Source organism: Photorhabdus sp. RW14-46, assembly GCF_963887965.1.
Taxonomy (GTDB): domain Bacteria; phylum Pseudomonadota; class Gammaproteobacteria; order Enterobacterales; family Enterobacteriaceae; genus Photorhabdus; species Photorhabdus laumondii.
Genome location: NZ_CAWPHH010000006.1, coordinates 46,454 through 65,492, shown reverse-complemented (window position 1 = coordinate 65,492; position 19,039 = coordinate 46,454). Strand labels below are relative to the sequence as shown.

The 19,039-nt window shown below is 41.6% G+C and carries 15 protein-coding genes; 9 read left to right on the top strand and 6 right to left on the bottom strand.

Going from position 1 to position 19,039, the window contains the following annotated elements:
- Position 1 precedes the first annotated feature (1 nt).
- From AACQ38_RS07110 to AACQ38_RS07100, 3 genes are all read left to right on the top strand, one after another.
- A complete protein-coding gene (locus tag AACQ38_RS07110; RefSeq protein ID WP_011146035.1) occupies positions 2-169 on the top strand; it encodes a hypothetical protein in 168 nt (55 codons plus the stop codon).
- Positions 170-511: 342 nt separating this feature from the next.
- Positions 512-1,522, top strand: a complete 1,011-nt coding sequence (pyrD, locus tag AACQ38_RS07105; protein ID WP_011146037.1) for a quinone-dependent dihydroorotate dehydrogenase — start codon at positions 512-514, stop codon at positions 1,520-1,522.
- A 441-nt stretch (positions 1,523-1,963) separates the two neighbouring features.
- On the top strand, positions 1,964-2,509 hold the full coding sequence (locus tag AACQ38_RS07100; RefSeq protein WP_011146038.1) for a cell division protein ZapC: 546 nt from the start codon (positions 1,964-1,966) through the stop codon (positions 2,507-2,509).
- Positions 2,510-2,901: 392 nt separating this feature from the next.
- On the opposite strand, the gene AACQ38_RS07095 is transcribed toward AACQ38_RS07100, so the two are convergent.
- From AACQ38_RS07095 to AACQ38_RS07085, 3 genes are all read right to left on the bottom strand, one after another.
- Positions 2,902-4,197: a glycosyltransferase gene (locus tag AACQ38_RS07095; RefSeq protein WP_011146039.1), complete on the bottom strand. Its 1,296-nt coding sequence runs from the start codon at positions 4,195-4,197 to the stop codon at positions 2,902-2,904.
- A gap of 227 nt (positions 4,198-4,424) precedes the next feature.
- A complete protein-coding gene (locus AACQ38_RS07090; protein ID WP_165577765.1) occupies positions 4,425-5,723 on the bottom strand; it encodes a glycosyltransferase in 1,299 nt (432 codons plus the stop codon).
- Positions 5,724-6,000: 277 nt separating this feature from the next.
- Positions 6,001-7,116 carry a YcbX family protein gene (locus AACQ38_RS07085; protein ID WP_165577764.1) on the bottom strand — a complete coding sequence of 372 codons (1,116 nt, stop codon included), beginning with the start codon at positions 7,114-7,116 and terminating at the stop codon, positions 6,001-6,003.
- A gap of 102 nt (positions 7,117-7,218) precedes the next feature.
- Here AACQ38_RS07085 and rlmKL point away from each other — a divergent pair, with 102 nt between their 5' ends.
- From rlmKL to rmf, 6 genes are all read left to right on the top strand, one after another.
- Positions 7,219-9,336: a bifunctional 23S rRNA (guanine(2069)-N(7))-methyltransferase RlmK/23S rRNA (guanine(2445)-N(2))-methyltransferase RlmL gene (rlmKL, locus tag AACQ38_RS07080; protein ID WP_165577763.1), complete on the top strand. Its 2,118-nt coding sequence runs from the start codon at positions 7,219-7,221 to the stop codon at positions 9,334-9,336.
- 5 nt (positions 9,337-9,341) lie between these two features.
- On the top strand, positions 9,342-11,252 hold the full coding sequence (locus AACQ38_RS07075) for an ABC transporter ATP-binding protein (protein ID WP_165577762.1): 1,911 nt from the start codon (positions 9,342-9,344) through the stop codon (positions 11,250-11,252).
- A gap of 89 nt (positions 11,253-11,341) precedes the next feature.
- Positions 11,342-12,589, top strand: coding sequence for a membrane integrity-associated transporter subunit PqiA (gene pqiA / locus AACQ38_RS07070; protein WP_165577761.1), 1,248 nt, complete (start codon positions 11,342-11,344; stop codon positions 12,587-12,589).
- A gap of 20 nt (positions 12,590-12,609) precedes the next feature.
- Entirely contained in the window at positions 12,610-14,259 is a 1,650-nt protein-coding gene (pqiB, locus tag AACQ38_RS07065; protein WP_113026723.1) for an intermembrane transport protein PqiB, read from the top strand.
- Positions 14,256-14,819, top strand: coding sequence for a membrane integrity-associated transporter subunit PqiC (gene pqiC, locus AACQ38_RS07060; protein WP_165577760.1), 564 nt, complete (start codon positions 14,256-14,258; stop codon positions 14,817-14,819). Before pqiB ends, pqiC begins: the two co-directional genes overlap by 4 nt.
- Positions 14,820-15,065: 246 nt before the next feature.
- Positions 15,066-15,233: a ribosome modulation factor gene (gene rmf / locus AACQ38_RS07055; protein WP_011146047.1), complete on the top strand. Its 168-nt coding sequence runs from the start codon at positions 15,066-15,068 to the stop codon at positions 15,231-15,233.
- Positions 15,234-15,802: 569 nt separating this feature from the next.
- Here rmf and AACQ38_RS07050 read toward each other — a convergent pair.
- From AACQ38_RS07050 to AACQ38_RS07040, 3 genes are all read right to left on the bottom strand, one after another.
- Positions 15,803-16,141 (bottom strand): hypothetical protein, encoded by a 339-nt coding sequence (locus AACQ38_RS07050; protein ID WP_058589311.1) that lies wholly within the window; start codon positions 16,139-16,141, stop codon positions 15,803-15,805.
- Between the two features lie 425 nt (positions 16,142-16,566).
- A complete protein-coding gene (fabA, locus tag AACQ38_RS07045) occupies positions 16,567-17,085 on the bottom strand; it encodes a bifunctional 3-hydroxydecanoyl-ACP dehydratase/trans-2-decenoyl-ACP isomerase (RefSeq protein WP_011146050.1) in 519 nt (172 codons plus the stop codon).
- A gap of 83 nt (positions 17,086-17,168) precedes the next feature.
- Positions 17,169-18,899 (bottom strand): AAA family ATPase, encoded by a 1,731-nt coding sequence (locus AACQ38_RS07040; protein WP_011146051.1) that lies wholly within the window; start codon positions 18,897-18,899, stop codon positions 17,169-17,171.
- Positions 18,900-19,039: the final 140 nt, after the last annotated feature.

The following is a 19,039-nucleotide window of genomic DNA, read 5'->3' as shown; positions in this document are numbered from 1 at the left end:
GATGACGGATATAAGTGTTGTCACCAAAGCAGATCTAACAGTTGCTACTGAGAGCATTAAAACGGATATTGGTACTATAAAAACAGATTTAGATTGGATTAAGAAACTGACATTAGCAGTTGGTATTGCTGTTGTTATTGCGGCATTGAAATACATTTTTATTGGTTGATGCTTGTAGTATGAAAATTGCTCAAGATATTAAAGAGCATCCATTGGTTTGCTCCCCTTTGTAGTTGTTCGAGAGAAGCTAAGTATCTTGGGCAAAAATGTCAACGATTGTAGTCACCAGTGTATTCTTGTTTCACGCGCAACATTTGGAAAAAATTTGCTTCTGGTGAGTATATTTCTGTAGATTCAGCCCATGTTATTCGGTTACCCTATCTGCCGAAATATTGGGGGTTGAAAATGGGCGTTCTTTAGCTCAGAAACTTCCAAATGGTATCTGAATGTGTCATGTGTAGCTTTATCTTTGTAATTTAATGTTTATAAATTAATTAATGGGTTTAGAATTATGTGCTACCCACTAGCCAGGAAAGCGTTGTTCCAGCTTGATCCAGAACACGCCCACGAATTAACCTTCCGCCAGCTCAAACGTATTACCGGTACTCCTTTCGAGTTTTTTATCCGCCAGTCAATTGCGACAAAGCCTGTGACTTGTATGGGCCTGTCATTTAAAAATCCCCTTGGTCTGGCTGCCGGCCTTGATAAAGATGGCGATTGTATTGATGCATTTGGTGCAATGGGGTTTGGTTTTATTGAAATTGGCACCGTAACCCCACGTGCTCAGGCAGGAAATGATAAACCAAGATTATTCCGTATCGTCGAAGCAGAAGGGTTAATTAACCGTATGGGCTTCAATAATCTTGGTGTTGATAACCTGGTAGAGAATGTCAAAAAGGCAAAATATGGTGGAGTGATTGGGATCAATATTGGCAAAAATAAAGATACCCCAGTAGAGCATGGAAAAGATGATTATTTAATCTGCATGGATAAAATTTATCCTCACGCTGGTTATATCACGATTAATATTTCTTCGCCCAACACGCCGGGCTTAAGAACATTGCAATACGGCGAAGCGTTGGATGATCTATTATCGGCGATTAAAAATAAACAGGGTGAACTTCAGCAAAAATACCAAAAATATGTCCCTGTTGCGGTAAAAATCGCCCCGGATCTTTCTGAAGAAGAGTTGATTCAAATTGCAGATAGTTTAATTCGTCATAATATCGATGGTGCTATTGCCACTAATACAACGTTAGATAAGCGCTTAGTTGAAGGGCTTAACTATTGCCAACAAGCTGGTGGGTTAAGTGGCCGACCGGTTCAGTTACGTAGTACAGAAGTTATTCGTCAGCTCTCCCAAGAATTAAGAGATAAAATTCCTATTATCGGTGTTGGTGGAATAGATTCACTCACCGCAGCCAGAGAAAAAATAGCAGCGGGGGCTTCTTTAATACAGATTTTCTCTGGATTTATCTATCATGGTCCAAAATTAATCAAAGATATCGTCAATCATATCTAAATCTTGCTGTTAATTTATCATTGGGGGTTTATTTTTGCCCCCAACTCGTCTATATTCACTCTGATCACCTAATTTTTATCTGTATCTTCGCATATCTTTTAATTATGGCAGGGCTTATTTCACTGAATAGCTGGCAAGTTATTTACAATCTGTTTGGCGATGTAAACTTTCCTGGCATATACCCTATGGATTTCAAGGTGCATCGCGACGGCAAGGGAGCGAATCCCCGGGAGTATAGATAACTATGTGACCGGAGTGAGAGAGTGCAGCCAACAAAGAGACAACTTGAAAGATAACGGGTATATACCCTATGGATTTCAAGGTGCATCGCGACGGCAAGGGAGCGAATCCCCAGGAGCATAGGTAACTATGTGACCGGGGTGAGTGAGTGCAGCCAACAAAGAGGCAACTTGAAAGATAACGGGTATAAAAGGATAATTCATGAATATTAAACCCGATGACCAATGGCGCTGGTATTTTGATGTTAACCATGACCGTGTAATGCTCGATCTGTCTAATGGTATGGTTTTTCGTTCCTGTTTTCCTGCTAAGATGTTGATACCCTATGCAATGGGAGAAACTTCATTTTCTGTAGAAGATGCGACGCTTTATTATTGTTTTGAAGAACAGACACGCCGAATTAATATTTCAGATGAATCCAGAGCTGAATTAGTTCTTAATGCGTTAGTGGCTTTCCGCTTTATTAAGCCACAGATGCCAAGAAGCTGGTATTTTTCTCGTTTTGCCATGATAGAGAAGCCGGTACAAGGAGAACTGATTCAGGTACGGCTCCAGGATTGCGGGACAGATGCTATATTCTTGGTCGTAGAGGCCGGGGATAGTGCGAGCCTTTGTCTGCTAGCTCAACCACAATTAACATTATCCGATCGGGTAATGAACTTTTGTGATCCCATTAAGATTATGAATGATCGATTGATGCCATTTGTGGAATCTATTTATATGCCAATTTATGGCACTGCGATTTGATTTGGGTTTAAGATCCCATTGTTCTGTGATTTCAAGAGTAAAGAGACTTTTTGAAAATAGAGCGACAAGTCAGAAGATAATCACCGTTTTTAATTAAGAAAATTGTTCTTTATCATTTGAGGAAATTTTATCGCATTTACATCTTCCCATCTGATTATGAGTAAGTCACTCTTTTCCTGTTTCCTGTTTCCTGTTTCCTGTTTCCTGTTTCCTGTTTCCTGTTTCCTGTTTCCTGTTTCCTGTTGGCTATTATCACAGAGACTTGCCTATTATATGTGATAGCTATAGCTTGTTCATTTGGAGTTGGTGTGAAAAATAGATAAGAAATATTTTAATAATTTCCTCCCCTTTGGATAACATTAGCTCCGAGATGGGGAGGGGGGATATTGAAGTTAATTAGCACGATTTTCGAAGATTAATTGTTCTGCGTGATGGGATATTGCTGCTAATGCGTCATGACTGGAGTAATCGTCTTGAACGATTTGTGCGCGTTGTTTAAATAAGTTTGTACGTAGCATATTTTCCACTGTTTGCTTAAGCTGAGATTCCGTCGGTTGTGCTGTATCCAGATTAATACCGCATCCAGCCCATACGACGCGAAACGCTGTTTCCTGTTTGCCTTCTCCTGTATCGGCAATGAGCACCGGTGTACCGTGGTTAAGGGCATAATTAATGGTTCCGTAACCCCCGTTGGATATTAGCAATGAAGCTTTTGGTAGCCAGTGCTCAAATGAGATAAATTCTTCGATACGTGCGTTGTCAGGTATGTTCTCTGGCTGTATTTCTATTGAACTACCACCGGTGGTTGCTAATACACGCACAGGTAATTTAGCCAATGCACGTAATGTGGGGAAAATTAACTGGTTTAGATCAGTATTAGACATGGTGCCCTGAGTGACTATAACCAATGGGCGTGGATCATCTTCTTCCCATAATTGAGGTGATTCTGTTATCGGAGCAGGGTTAGGGAGAGGGCCAATAAAATGGACAGTATCAGGCAATTCCTCTCGTGGGTATTCAAATGCCAGGGTTGAAAGTTGCAAAAAACGATCAGAACCCAAAATAACTTCATCGTTGAAAAATCTGGTTAACGTAGTGCACCCTGACTGAGCTAATGCGTCATTGAAGCTATCCTGTACTTCGGTTATGAGTTGTCGGGTTTCCTCGTCTACGAGTTGTTCATGTGTCAATTCTGATGGTAATAGTGCGGGTGGGATACGTGGCCCCCAGAAAATGGAATCTTTCGAAGAGTAAGCCAGAGGTGTTATGCCAATGATGATCACAGGAAGGCGATGAGCTTTTTCTTTTTGCAGCAGTGGCAATATGCCATAAAAGCAATTCTCGGCTATCAGTAATTCTGCTTGTTGTTCATGGATGATTTGTTGTAGTTGGCGGTCGAGGAATGGGATTGGGCTACAGAAAAAATCTTTAAACGCGAGTGCCATTTGCAGATTTCCTGGCGGCAGATGCGCTCGGTCGGGAAAACGTTGTTTTAAATGGCGGTAATCAAAGTCTATCTGCTCATCAAAAGGGATAAATTGTGCGTTTAAAGCTTCTACTTGTTGGCGAAATAATGCGCCAGTGAAGACAGTTACCTGATGTCCTTGTGTTATCAGTGATTGAGTTACCTTTAACATCGGATAGACATGCCCGGGTGTTGCAACCGCTGCAATGACAATTCGTGCCATAATTTGCTCCTTTGTACTGTTTTGATTTAATTACGCTAGTTAGCTCCTGACTCAGAGTGTGATTATTTTATGACTACGGTTATAAATTCATTACAAAAATAATAATTAATTATGACAATAATAACTTTGATTTATTTTTTCATAATGTGATGAAATATGCTGGTTTCCTCTCCCTGTCGGTCTGTGTTAGCACCAAAACGGAGAGGAAAGAAGAAGGTATCTAGGGTTTAGTGAATGTGGCTTTGTGCAAGAATTAATTGTTCTACGTGACGGGATATTGCTGCTAATGCATCATGTCTTGCGTAATCTTTTTGGACAATTTGCGCACGTTGTTTAAACAAGTCTGTACTCAGCATATTTTCCACTGTTTGCTTAAGTTGAGATTCAGTGGGATGTGCTGTATCCAGATTAGTACCGCATCCAGCCCATACAACACGAAACGCTGCTTCCTGCTTGCCTTCTCCTGCATCGGCAATAAGTAATGGTGTTCCGTGGCTGAGAGCGTAATTGATGGTTCCGTAGCCCCCGTTGGATATCAGCAATGAAGCTTTCGGCAGCCAGTGCTCAAATGAAATAAATTCTTCGACACGCGCGTTTTCAGGTAGATCTTTACTCAGTGTTTCTACTGATCTGCCACCGGTGGTTGCCAATATACGTACCGGTAATGCAGCCAGTGCACGCAATGTGGGGAAAATCAACTGATTTAAATCGGCATTGGAAATAGTACCCTGAGTAACTATAACCAATGGACGTGGATCATCTTCTTCCCATAATTGAGGTGATGTTGTTGTCGGTACAGGGTTGGGAAGTGGTCCAATAAAATGGACTGTATCAGGCAATCCTTCTCGTGGATATTCAAATGCCAGAGTTGAGAGTTGCAAAAAGCGATCAGCACCAAAGATGACTTCATCGTTGAAAAGTCTGGTTAATGCGGAGCCTCCTGACTGGACTAATGAATTATTGAAGCTATCCTGCACTTCGGCTATGAGTTGTTGGTCGGCTTTATCGACGAGCTGTTCATGTGTTAATTCAGGTGGTAATACCGCAGGTGGGATACGTGGTCCCCAGAAAATGGAATCTTTCGAAGAGTAAGCCAGAGGTGTTATGCCAATGACTATGACTGGAAGACGATGGGTTTTTTCTTCTTGCAACAGAGGTAATATGCCATAAAAGCAATTTTCGGCTATCAGTAATTCCGCTTGTTGTTCACGAATAATTTGTCGCAGTTGATGGTCGAGAAATGGGATTGGGGTGGAGAAGAAATTCTTGAATGCGAGTGCCATTTGTACATTTCCCGGAGGAAGTTGAGCACGGTCGGGAAAATGCTGTTCTAAATGGCGGTAGTCAAAATCTACCTGTTCATCAAAAGGGACAAATTGTGCACTTAAAGCTTCTACCTGTTGGCGAAATAATGCACCGGTGAATACGGTTACCTGATGTCCTTGTGCTATCAGTGATTGAGCGATCTTTAACATTGGATAGACATGTCCAGGGGTTGCGAGCGCTGCAATGATGATACGTGCCATGACTTATTCCTTTCTGTGTTTTGGTTGAGTTGCTTTAGCTCCTAATTAGAGTGTAATCATTTTATGACAGTAGACATAAATTCATTATCGTAATAGTTAATTCATTATTGCAATAATCAATATGATTGATTTTTTGGTGAAGTTATGAAAAGGGTCCATTAATTTCCTCCCCTTAGGCCATGTTAGTGCCAACATGGGGAGGATGATAACGGAATCAGGATTTAGATAACGCCTCTTTGTTGAAAAATTAATTGTTCTACATGGTTAGATATTTCTGCTAACGCGTCATATTATTAAGAATAAGGTTATTCTTTGGAATACAACAGCAGGCCAGAATGTGGCCATTTTCTTTAATTGCTGTGGCTTTTAAAGGAAAAACATCTCCTTTAATTAAAGCAATTTTACAACATCCACATATGCCTGCCCGACATGAATAAGGGACTCTTATTCCTTGTTGTTCCAGTTGCTCTAAAATAGTTTGTTGATTGTTACCTGTAAAAGTTTGCCTGTTATATTCGATAATGACAGATTGCTCATTTGTTTTTGGTACATCAATATTCTCAGCTTTTTCATTGCTGCCATATTGACGTGGGTCTTTTTTAGCTAATACGGTGACATTATCTCCGATTCGAATAATACCACTGGAGCGAGCAATTAAATTCTGACCAAAATCGATATCACCATTCTCTGCTGTCCGGAATGATTGCAATGTTGTTAATGGTTCTCCGTTTGGATTTTTAATGCCTTTATCAATGCTGACCGTGGTCAGAATACAGCGGCTGCATGGTTTGGGTAAGTCAAAAATAACATCCCCAATCTGAATTGATTGCCAGCTATCTTCCGCAAATGCTTCTGCGCCGGTAATGACAATATTTGGGCGAAATTGTTCTAATTTAATACTGGCTGGGCAACGTTGTTGTAATAAATGAAATGAGACTTCATTAATAAGCAGAAATGGATAACCATCCGCAAATGATAATGGCATTTCGGGGTGTTTTTTTACTCTGCGGGTTAATTCATGGCTTAACCAGCGTAATTGCACCGGAATGTCAAAGAAACTACTTAGCCATTGGTTAACAGTTTCTGGTGCAATGAGAGCCGTAAAATGGTTGCCCCATACTTCCGTTGGTTGCTGTTCAGGCAGGAAATCACGATAAAGTACCGTGGCGTTTTCTCCGTTGGGCGCACGCAGATAAATACCATTATTTAACATAGCCGGAGTAAATAACAGCATCTGAGGGTATTTACGGGCAGTAATAAAAGTTCCATCTGTCGTTGTGACCATAAAATTGCGATCAAATATGAGGCCACTTTCACTGACTAATGCATGGGAAAGTTGCAAACCACGCATAGATTTTACTGGGTGGGTATACAGGCGAGACAGCGTGATCATCCATTAATCTCCACAAAACATTTTTCTGACATGCGCAACTTTATGACATGTCATCCGGATTGGCTATAATGCGTAACAATTTTCTTTTTGGTGATATGTCATATGAACTCTCTGTTTGCCAGCACGGCGCGTGGATTAGAAGAATTGTTGAAGAACGAACTGGAAATGCTGGGTGCGCAATCATGCAAGATTGTGCAAGGTGGAGTTCATTTTCAAGGTGATGGCAGAGTGATGTATAAAAGTCTGATGTGGAGTAGGCTGGCATCACGTATTTTGCTACCGCTAAATGAATTTAATGTTTATAGCGATTTAGATCTCTATCTTGGGGTTCAGTCTATTGATTGGAGCCAGGTTTTTTCTGTACATAGCACTTTCTCTGTGCATTTCAGTGGTACAAATGAAGAGATACGTAACACGCAATATGGGGCGCTAAAAGTTAAAGACGCCATTGTCGATAGTTTTACTCGTAAGTTGGATCAACGCCCGAATGTGGCAAAGCAGCAGCCGGATGTTCGTATTAATGTTTTCCTAAATAAAGAGAAAGCCAGTGTTGCATTGGATTTGAGTGGTGATGGTTTGCATATCCGAGGTTATCGCGATCTTGCTGGTCAGGCTCCGCTGAAAGAAAATCTGGCTGCGGCGATTGTCCAACGTTCAGGTTGGCAGATAGGGACTCCAATGGTTGATCCCATGTGTGGTTCCGGCACATTGTTAATTGAAGCTGCAATGATGGCGGCTGATCGTGCTCCGGGTTTACATCGTGATCATTGGGGCTTTACTGCTTGGTTAAAACATGATGAAGCAATTTGGCGTGAGGTAATCACAGAAGCGCAGATCCGCTTTCGTAAAGGTCTTCAGGAGACAACTTGCCGTTTTGTTGGTTCTGATATTGATCGCAGAGTGCTGGATATGGCTCGGTCAAATGCTCGTCGAGCTGGGGTTGCGCAGTTGATCACTTTTCAGCAAGGTGATGCCAGTCGTCTGGAAAATCCATTACCAGAAGGCCCTGCTGGGACAGTATTAAGTAATCCACCTTATGGTGAGCGTTTGGAAAGTGAGCCGGCATTGATTGCACTGCACAGTTTGTTTGGGCGGATAATGAAAAGCCGTTTCCCTAGCTGGCGTCTGTCGCTATTCAGTGCGTCACCTGAATTGCTGAGTTGTCTGCAATTACGGGCTGAACGTGAGTTTAAAGCTAAAAATGGTCCACTGGATTGCGTACAGAAAAATTATCTGTTGTCGGATAAACCGCATTCATCAGAGGTGAATGTGGCGGAAGATTATGCCAACCGTCTGCGCAAAAATGAAAAGAAATTAACTCACTGGGCAAAACAGCAAGGGATTGATTGTTATCGTCTGTATGATGCTGATTTGCCAGAATACAATGTGGCTGTTGACCGCTATGCGGATAAAGTAGTGATTCAGGAATATGCTCCGCCGAAAAGTGTTGATGCTAATAAAGCGCGTCAGCGTTTATTCGATGTTATCAGTGCAACGATGCAAGTTCTTGGACTCTCATCAAATCAATTAGTACTTAAAACTCGTCAGCGTCAGAAAGGCAAAAGCCAGTATGAAAGAATGGCAGAAAAACAGGAATTCTTTCTGGTAAATGAGTATGACGCAAAATTCTGGGTCAATTTAACTGACTATTTGGACACTGGCTTGTTCCTTGATCACCGTATTGCCCGAAAAATGCTAGGTGAAATGAGTGAAGGGAAAGATTTTCTGAATCTGTTTGCCTATACCGGAGCAGCAACGGTACATGCTGGATTAGGCGGTGCGCGTTCAACAACGACGGTTGATATGTCTCGCACTTATCTTGAATGGGCTGAACGGAACTTACAGGCTAATGAATTAACTGGGCGTCAGCATCGGCTGATTCAGGCAGATTGTCTCGCTTGGTTGGCACGGGCCAATGAACAGTTTGATTTGATTTTTATTGATCCGCCGACTTTTTCCAATTCTAAACGAATGGAAGATACATTTGATGTACAACGCGACCATATCATGTTGATGAGACAGCTTAAGCGCTTGTTGCGTCGTGGCGGAACGCTGATGTTCTCTAATAACAAACGTGGTTTTAAAATGGATTTTGCTGAGCTGGAAAAAGTTGGCTTGGTGGCAGAGGAAATCACCAGTAAAACCCAGTCGCAGGATTTTGCCCGCAATCGTCAGATTCACAACTGCTGGCTATTACGTCATGCTGGTGAGGAAAAATAATTACTATGTCATTGATCAATTTATCTGGTGCGTGGTTGTCGTTCAGTGATGCACCATTACTTGATAATGCAGAATTGCATATAGAAGAAAATGAAAGGGTTTGTCTGGTTGGCCGTAACGGTGCTGGAAAATCTACTTTGTTACGGGTATTAGCAAAAGAGCAGCCGTTGGATGATGGTCAGGTTATTTACCAACAGGATCTGGTTGTCGCTCGCTTACAACAGGATCCTCCGCGTAATGTAGAAGGGACGGTTTTTGATTTTGTTGCCGAAGGTGTTCAGGAGCAGGCCGAATATATTAAATCTTTTCATCTGGTCTCCCGCTTGGTGGAGCAGGAGCCAAATGAGAAAAACCTTAACCGCCTGGCAGAATTGCAGGAGGTACTGGATATCCGTGGATTATGGTCACTGGATAGCCGCATTAATGACGTATTGAAACAGCTCTCTTTACCTGCGGAAGCGAAGCTCTCTTCTCTTTCAGGTGGTTGGTTGCGTAAAGCAGCCTTGGGAAGGGCGCTGGTGAGTTCGCCAAAAATCTTGCTTCTTGATGAACCAACTAACCACTTGGATATTGATACGATTGAATGGCTGGAGAATTTCCTGAAAGATTTTCAGGGTAGCCTTGTTTTCATTTCTCATGACCGTTCATTTATTCACAATATGGCAACCCGTATTGTCGATTTGGATCGTGGTAAGTTAGTATCGTGGCCGGGTAATTACGATAAGTTTCTTGAAAGCAAAGAAGACGCGTTGCGTGTGGAAGAGATGCAAAATGCTGAATTTGATCGTAAGTTGGCTCAGGAAGAAGTGTGGATCCGTCAGGGGATTAAAGCGCGTCGTACTCGTAATGAAGGGCGTGTTAGGGCATTGAAGGCATTACGTATTGAGCGTTCACAACGCCGTGAAGTAATGGGAACCGCTAAAATGCAGATGGGAGAAGCGAGTCGTTCCGGAAAAATTGTCTTTGAGTTGGAAAATGTTAACTATCAAATTGGTGAAAGGAAACTGGTCAATAATTTCAGTGCGCAAATTCAGCGTGGGGATAAGATTGCACTGGTAGGGCCAAATGGTTGTGGCAAAACCACTTTACTGAAACTGATGTTAGGTGAGCTGCAATCTGATAGTGGCCGTGTTCATTGTGGTACTAAACTAGAAATTGCTTATTTTGATCAGCATCGGATAGCACTTGATCCAGAAAGAACCGTAGTGGATAACTTGGCTGAAGGTAAACAGGAAGTGATGGTGAATGGTCGTCCTCGTCATGTTCTGGGTTATTTGCAGGATTTTCTGTTTCATCCAAAGCGGGCAATGACACCGGTTAAAGCGCTTTCTGGTGGTGAAAGGAACCGGTTGTTGCTGGCGCGTCTGTTCCTGAAACCCAGTAATCTGTTGGTACTTGATGAGCCAACCAACGATCTGGATGTGGAAACATTAGAGTTGCTGGAGGAGCTGGTAGAGAATTATACAGGTACTGTATTGCTGGTGAGTCATGATCGTCAATTTGTTGATAACTCCGTGACAGAATGTTGGATTTTTGAAGGTAATGGTGCGATCAATAATTATGTTGGTGGTTATTACGATGCTCAGCAACAGCGCGAACAGGTTGTATCGTTGCGCCAGAAAAATGCGAAAAAACTTCAAACGGAAGTTAAAGTAGAAAAGATTCAGGAACCGCCAAAAAACTCTCGTAACAAAATGAGTTACCATTTATTACGAGAGTTAGAGCAATTACCATCATTGCTGGAGAAACTGGAAGAAGAGCTTGATCAGTTACAATCTCAAGTGAGTGCTCCTGAATTTTTTAATCAGCCTCATGTAATAACCCAAAAAATATTGACTGAACTGTCTCAAAAAGAGCAAGTATTAGAAGCGGCTTTTGATCGCTGGCAGGAATTGGAAACATTGAAAAACAGTTAATAGTTAACATAATTAGCAGAATCATACTGCGAAATTCTTCTGAGTATGATTCTGTGGATATTCCCGATTTCCTTAACAGGAGAAAGATCTTGTGTTCCGCTAACCATCATCATGAAATGGTATTGTGCCCTCAATGTGATTTGCTGGTGACATTGCCAGAATGGGTTCAGGGAACGAAGGCAATTTGTCCTCGTTGTAAGACGACATTAGTCACATGGTGGAAAGAACCAAAACATCAGCCAACAGGTTATGCAGTCAGTGCATTATTTATGCTGTTAATGGCTTGCCTGTTTCCGTTTATCAGCATGAGTGTGGCGGGAATTAGCAGTGAAATTACCTTATCTCAAATCCCTCAGGTGATGTTTAATGAAAATTACGTCAGTGTGGGAACATTCTTTTTGCTCTGTGTTCAACTGGTGCCTGCGTTTTGTATGGTAGCGATTATTCTCTTGTGCCAGGGTGTTGTTATTTCTCAGAAGATAAAAGTCTGGTTGGCCAGAATGTTATTTCAGATGAAAAGCTGGTGTATGGTTGAAATCTTTCTGGCAGGGGTGTTAGTCAGCTTTGTTAAGTTAATGGCTTATGGTGATATTGGGTTAGGTTTAAGTTTTTTGCCATATTGTCTGTTCTGCCTTCTTCAGGTGAGAGCATTTCAATGTTTGGATCGCCACTGGTTATGGAATCAGATAACACTCGCACCTAAGGTGAATATACCGTTACAGGCAGGAAGATCGGGGTTAGTGCAGGGTGTTCGATTATGCCAGTGTTGTACGGCTATTTTACCGGCAGACCAATTGGTATGTTCACGTTGTTATACGCGTGGGCATGCCCGTCGTCGCAACAGTCTGCAATGGACAATGGCACTGATAGTGACAGCTTTAATGCTTTATATTCCTGCTAATATCATGCCAATGATGGTGACAGAATCGTTAGGTAACCAGAGTGATTCCACTATTATGGCTGGAGTGATATTACTGTGGAGTGTCGGTTCATACCCGGTCGCTTTAGTCATTTTTATCGCTAGTATTATGGTGCCATCCCTGAAAATGCTGGCAATTGGCTGGTTGTGTTGGGATGCCAAAGGTCACGGTAAACGGGATTCTTCCCGCATGCATTTTATTTATGAAGTTGTCGAATTTGTTGGCCGTTGGTCAATGATTGATGTATTTGTTATCGCAATATTGTCATCACTGGTACGTATGGGGAAATTGATGAGTGTCTACCCTGCTATGGGGGCAGTTATTTTTGCTTTAGTTGTGATCCTGACTATGTTTGCGGCAATGACATTTGATCCGCGTTTAATTTGGGATAGAGCCAACGTTAAACATTCGTTATAAGGCAATGAAGGGGTGTCAAGGTGACGGATAAAGTTGAAGACCAGAGTCAGGCTAAAATCGATAAAATTAAAAGTTGGTCGCCAGTTTGGATTGTACCAATTGTGACAGTGCTTATTGGTGCTTGGATATTGTTTTACCATTTCAACCACCAAGGGCCGGAAGTGATGTTGATTACCTCCAACGCGGAGGGTATTGAAGCTGGAAAAACTAAAATTAAAAGCCGTAGTGTGGATGTCGGCGTAGTTGAGAGGGTCATGCTGAGTGATAATCTTAGTCAAGTTATTATTAAAGCTCGGCTGAATGATGGCATGGAAAACCTATTGCGTAGTGACAGCGCTTTCTGGGTAGTGAAACCGCAGATTGGCCGTGATGGAGTATCTGGTCTTGGTACCCTTCTGTCTGGGGCTTTTATTGAGCTTCAACCGGGAACAAATGGTGATGAAGAAGATAAATTTAATTTGTTGGACTCACCGCCATTGGCTTCACCTGATGCAAAAGGTATCCGCGTCATCCTAATCAGTGATAAAGCGGGCCAGCTCAATCCGGGTGATCCGGTGTTGTTTCGTGGTTATCGGGTTGGTTCTGTTGAAACCAGCGAGTTTGAACCGAAATCTCATCTGATGAGATATCAGCTATTTATTAATGCACCTTATGATGGTTTGTTGACAAGCAATGTCCGCTTTTGGAAAGAGAGTGGTATTACCTTTGATATGTCTTCTCAGGGGGTACGTGTTGAAATGGCTTCGTTATCAACGCTGTTTGGTGGTGGTGTCAGTTTTGATGTGCCTAAGGGTTGGGAATTGGGAGAGCCAATTAAAGAAAAAGCTATTTATAAACTTTTTGACAACCAAAGAAGCATTCAGGATTCTTTATATACCGAACATAAAGATTATCTGTTGCTTTTCTCTGATTCCGTTCGAGGGCTACAGCCGGGTGCGCCAGTAGAGTTCCGTGGTATCCGTATGGGGACTGTGGCAAAAGTACCATTCTATTCAGAGGGAATGAGACAGCGGTTAGATAACGATTTTCGTATTCCAGTACTTATCTCGATTGAACCGGAGCGCTTTGAGAAGGAGTTGGGAGAAGGGTTTGATGTTGAGAAAGAGCTGAATAGCATAACTAAACGCGGTCTGCGGGCGTCCCTCAAGTCAGGTAATTTGCTGACAGGGGCACTGTTTATTGATTTGGATTTCTATCCAAATGAAAAAGGGTGGGCCGGTCCGTATGAAATTGCAGGTTATCCGCTATTACCGACAATCAGTGGTGGCCTTGCTCAAATTCAACATAAGGTTATTGCAGCGTTAGACAAAATTAATAATATGCCGGTTGAGCCAATGTTTAATCAGGCTATTCGCACTTTGGAAGAGAGCCAGAAAGCGATCAGAAAAGCACAACAGACCCTTGATGAATTGAATAAGGTGCTGGCGAATCCTGAAACCAAAGATCTGCCAAAAGATATACAGAAAACATTGCAGGAGTTTAGCCGCAGTATGCAAGGTTTGCAGCCTGGCTCACCGGCTTATAACAAGATGTTGGATAATATGCAGCGATTAGATCAAGTATTGAGTGAACTGCGACCTGTTCTGAGGACGTTGAATAATAAGAGCAATGCGTTAGTTTTTGAGTCTAAGCCAATTGAAGATCCAGAACCGAAAAAGGCTAAAAAATGATGAGAAGATTGGCATTAATTTTAGTGATTTTTATTTCTGCTTGTAGCCGTCAGCCAGAAAAAACTTACTATCAATTGCCGGTAGTGACAATAGCATCACAAAAGAGTGCTATTGTGCAGCATGATCGCCAATTATGGGTACAACGGGTTATGTTGTCCGATTATCTGTCCTCCTCCGGTGTGGTGTATCAAAGTAGTGATGTTAGTTATGTCAGTGCGGCGAATCACTTGTGGGCAAGTCCACTTGAACAACAGTTACAGCAAGTGCTGGTAGCTGAGTTGACTATGGCATTGCCTCAGCGTTTAGTTTCTGCTCAACCATTGGTTAATAAGCCCGATACTCTAGACGTGATAGTCACCAGTTTTCATGGTCGTTATGATGGTAAGGTGATTTTGCAAGGTTACTGGACATTAACTCATCAAGGGAGTGTCGTTAAACAGCCCTTTAATCTAGAGCTAAAACAGGAAGAAGATGGTTACGATGATTTAGTCCGCACATTGGCAAAAGGATGGAGTCAGTTGGTGCAAGCTATTGCCAGTCAATTAATTTCCCAATCATAACCCTCTGTCATTCTCCGAGTGTAAAACTTTTGCGCTCGGAGAAAATTGGTATTATCAGTAGGATAAAAATTTTTCTTTATTATTAATACGTTATCGTTTTTTTTGTACTGATATAACAAATATTACATTAATATGAATTTCTTGACTTGATTTTCAAAATTTATAGGGGTATTTCTAAATTGTGGTTGGATAAATGATGACCACTGTTTTCTTTCTACTGATCTAGCTTATGAGGTAAATAAAAGCATGAAGAGACAGAAACGAGATCGTTTAGCACGAGCATTATCGAGAGGGTACCATGCAGGTATTTTGGGGCGTCCAAGGGAGCATTGTCCCTATTATTCATTAGATGCCCGTTCTCATTGGTTAGGAGGATGGCGTCAGGCTATGGAAGACAGGGCGATGATGGCTTAGTCTGCCAAACTGATGGTATAGGTTAGGTGAGAAAAACCTCCATTCCTTATCAACGTGGTATATATCCCAAATTTAATCTGACAGTGACTGATTGTTTATACAGATATCTGTCAGATTGAATCCTGTAAGTTTTCTCTGTCCAGATTTCCTTTCAGTTGTGACTAAAGTAAAAATGCTCGTACCGTGTAAAATAAGTTTTTCCCGGCGTCAATGGCTTACCAGCTATTTATTAAATTATTAAAGCATCGTGTAATGAAAGCTTTAAATAAGATTCCAAAATAGTGCCGCATTTTATACCACCAATAATTTCATGTATAACAATGTGTTGAAGAAGGTTATGTGTAGCAGAATTATGAAACGTTATTTAATGCATTGTATGTAATAAATCGATAAGTATTATCAATGTCAGGATTACAATTTTTTCATGTTGTTGTGCTGTTATTTGCGAATTAGGTAATATGTGAATGAGTGGCCGCTAGGTGACATATCCTATTTAACCTATTCAACATGATGACTGAAATTGCGGCCATTAAATAATCCATTTGCTAAATACGAGAGATGATGGTAATTCAATAATTGCAGTAAGATGGGTTTGATAAACATTTATGATGTAATTCAACCCAAAAGAGACGGCTATATTCTTCAATCCCATCGACTGATATGGTTATAGTTTCATGACTTGTATAGGCTGTTTGAAGCAATGATAATAGCGTCGATCCGCCATTAATCGTACATACCCACCTAAATCCCTGGATACGGGTAGGTGTCGCTATTTTTCCATAGCAATCTCCATTTGTGTTAGGCGCTTTTAGCATTTCGACGGTACCGTCAATTCTATCGAGTTTTGCAATGGCAGTTGGTGTAAGAGTCAATGCGATGATTATGAGCAGTATTTTTCTGATGTTCATATAATATTACCTCGGTGTGTTTGTTAATATTAATCATCAATCTTAATCATTATTAATGCTTTTACCTGTTATCAGTATGCTTTGGTGAGCTTGTTTGATATATCAGGTCAATTTGATCATAGCACAATTTGCCAATTGTATACTGATTGGTCAGCGACAATTGGGTGTTTGTAATGCAGATATTCAGGTGCGGATTTGTGTTATTTCTAGTCGAGATAGGCCAAAGTTAGGACTTGATTTGATTTTTTTCTGTATGAATATTGAATCCTATACTCTGAGATATAACCGGAATTACCTTTGAGGGAGCAAAAATAGCACCAGGTATTTTTTTAAGATATTGATTACTTGGTAGTATGCTTTTAGTGAAAAAAGGTGAAAAGCAATTAGCCAGTCACCTTCCTTTTCGATATGTTACTGATTATTGATTAGAAAGCGCTGGTATCTTTAAACAAGCCTACTTTCAAATCCGTTGCCGTATAGATGATTTTACCATCTACTAACACTTCACCATCAGCCAGTCCCATAATCAATTTACGGTTAATGACACGTTTAAAGTTGATACGGTAAGTGACTTTTTTAGCCGTTGGTAATACTTGGCCGGTGAACTTAACTTCGCCAACGCCAAGGGCACGGCCTTTGCCTTCACCGCCTAACCAGCCAAGGAAGAACCCAACCAATTGCCACATGGCATCAAGACCGAGGCAGCCGGGCATTACCGGGTCATCAATAAAATGGCAGTCGAAAAACCATAAATCAGGGGTAATATCCAGCTCGGCTTCTATGTAACCTTTATCGTGGGTACCACCGTTTTCTGTCATTTCAATGATGCGATCCATCATTAGCATATTACCAGATGGTAATGGCGGCCCATTTTCTCCGAACAGCTCACTGCGTCCAGACGCGATAAGATCTTCTTTTGTGTAGGATTTAAGTTTATCAACCATATTATCAGATAGCCTTATATTTAGTGTAGGGTAAATAATAGAGTACACTTGTACGCTGAACAACTCCGATCAGACATTCTAAATTAACCCAACCAGCGAAGAAACCACGGGAATTTAGGTCGTTCCTGATTATTCGCCTGTGTTATACGGTCTTGTATCATAGCTAACAAGTGTGTTTCTTGTTGATCATAATAAGGGATACCTGTCAATAAAGGCAGTGCTTCAGAAACATGTTTTACTGACCATAAATGAAATTTTTGCGCTTTTACCGCATCTACAATGGGTTGATTAAGGCATAAATGATGGATATTCGCTGCTGGTAGGATGACACCTTGTTGACCCGTTAGCCCTCTGCGGTGGCATACTTCAAAGAAACCTTCGATTTTTTCGTTAATACCACCGATGGGTTGAACATAACCAAATTGATCTACTGCACCTGTGACGGCTAGTTGTTGATCAATGGGTTGCAGGGAAAGAGCACTTATCAATGCGCATAATTCGGCAAGAGAAGCGCTGTCGCCGTCAACTTCACCATAGGACTGTTCAAATACAATAGATGCAGAGAAAGGTTGTGGTTGATCCAATTTTAGCTCGGAAATTAAAAATGCTTGCATAATCATCATGCCTTTCGCATGGATATTGCCACCTAACTCAACTTTGCGTTCAACATCAACAAATTCTCCATCTCCCATATGGGCCACGCAAGTGATACGGGATGGCTCTCCTACTGGATCAGGATGGCCGGGATACTCTAGCACAGATAACCCATTAATTTGGCCAATGACCATGCCTTGGGTATGGATAAGAATCTGGCCTTTATGAATTTCTTCTAAACCACGTTCAGGCAGATAATTGTGACGCCAGCGGCGATTTTCCTCTGCTTGTTTAATTGATTGAGCTGTAATCTGATTTTCTTGCTGATAGAGTGCCGCAGTAGTCAGTTGCCGTTGTAGCCAGAGCATATCCAAAGGCAGGTGGTGTTGATCTTCTACATGGCGGGTTGCTTGTTGGACAAGCTCAGGCCAAGCATTATGATGCAATGGAGGTAATTGCCATTGTTGAATGAGCCCATTGATATAATTGCACCACAGGCTTAAATCCTGCTCATTATGAAATGGCATATCTAGCTCAAATTCGCCATATAGAGCGCTTTTTGCTAATTCAGGTTCTGTAGCCTGAAACTCTTCAAGGCTTAGACGATCTCCAACCAGGATCAGACGTAGCTTTAATGGCATAGAAGGGATAGGTAATGGTAACGGTTTGTTGCTATCCGGAGACAACCATTCAAAGCGTTGCTGAATAATCATCTGTTTCAGGCGAACCCACATTAAGGGCTGAGACAGTAGGGTACGTAACGGTAGAATAAGTACACCGCCATTTACCTGATGAATCAGACCGGGTTGTAAGTGAATTTCTCCGTTGTGAGAATGGAAGCGGCCAAATAATTGCTCTGCTTCTATCCATTCACGATAGGCGACGCGTAACTCAGGTGTGAAATGGCCTGCTGTTGAGGGTTGCCAGCTAATTTTCTGTTGCTGTATGTGATAATTGCCACCAATTTGGGGAAGCTCTTTCGTGAGTAATGGACGGATAGACTCAGCTAATGCTGACAAATAAATATCACATTCTTCGGCTTTCAATAGCATAAAAGGCTGGCGGGAATCCATCCGGCAAAAAAGCTGTAAACCACTATGTAGCCGTGATTGAACGGCTTCCATGCTGGCAGACGCCTGTTGGGAAGCAGAATGAAAAAGCGCATCATAAGGAACGCAATTCGGCAGTAATGCCTGCCAGTCTAGTTTGTTAGTGGTCAAAGTGATCGCTGTATGTTGTAAAGTAGGAAAGCGTCGATTATACAAGATTAAGATATAAACCAACATGCTTGAATGTTTGCTATTGCAGACACTTTATGTAAAAAATCATTTTTTCAAAAAACGGATATTAATCAGTTTGG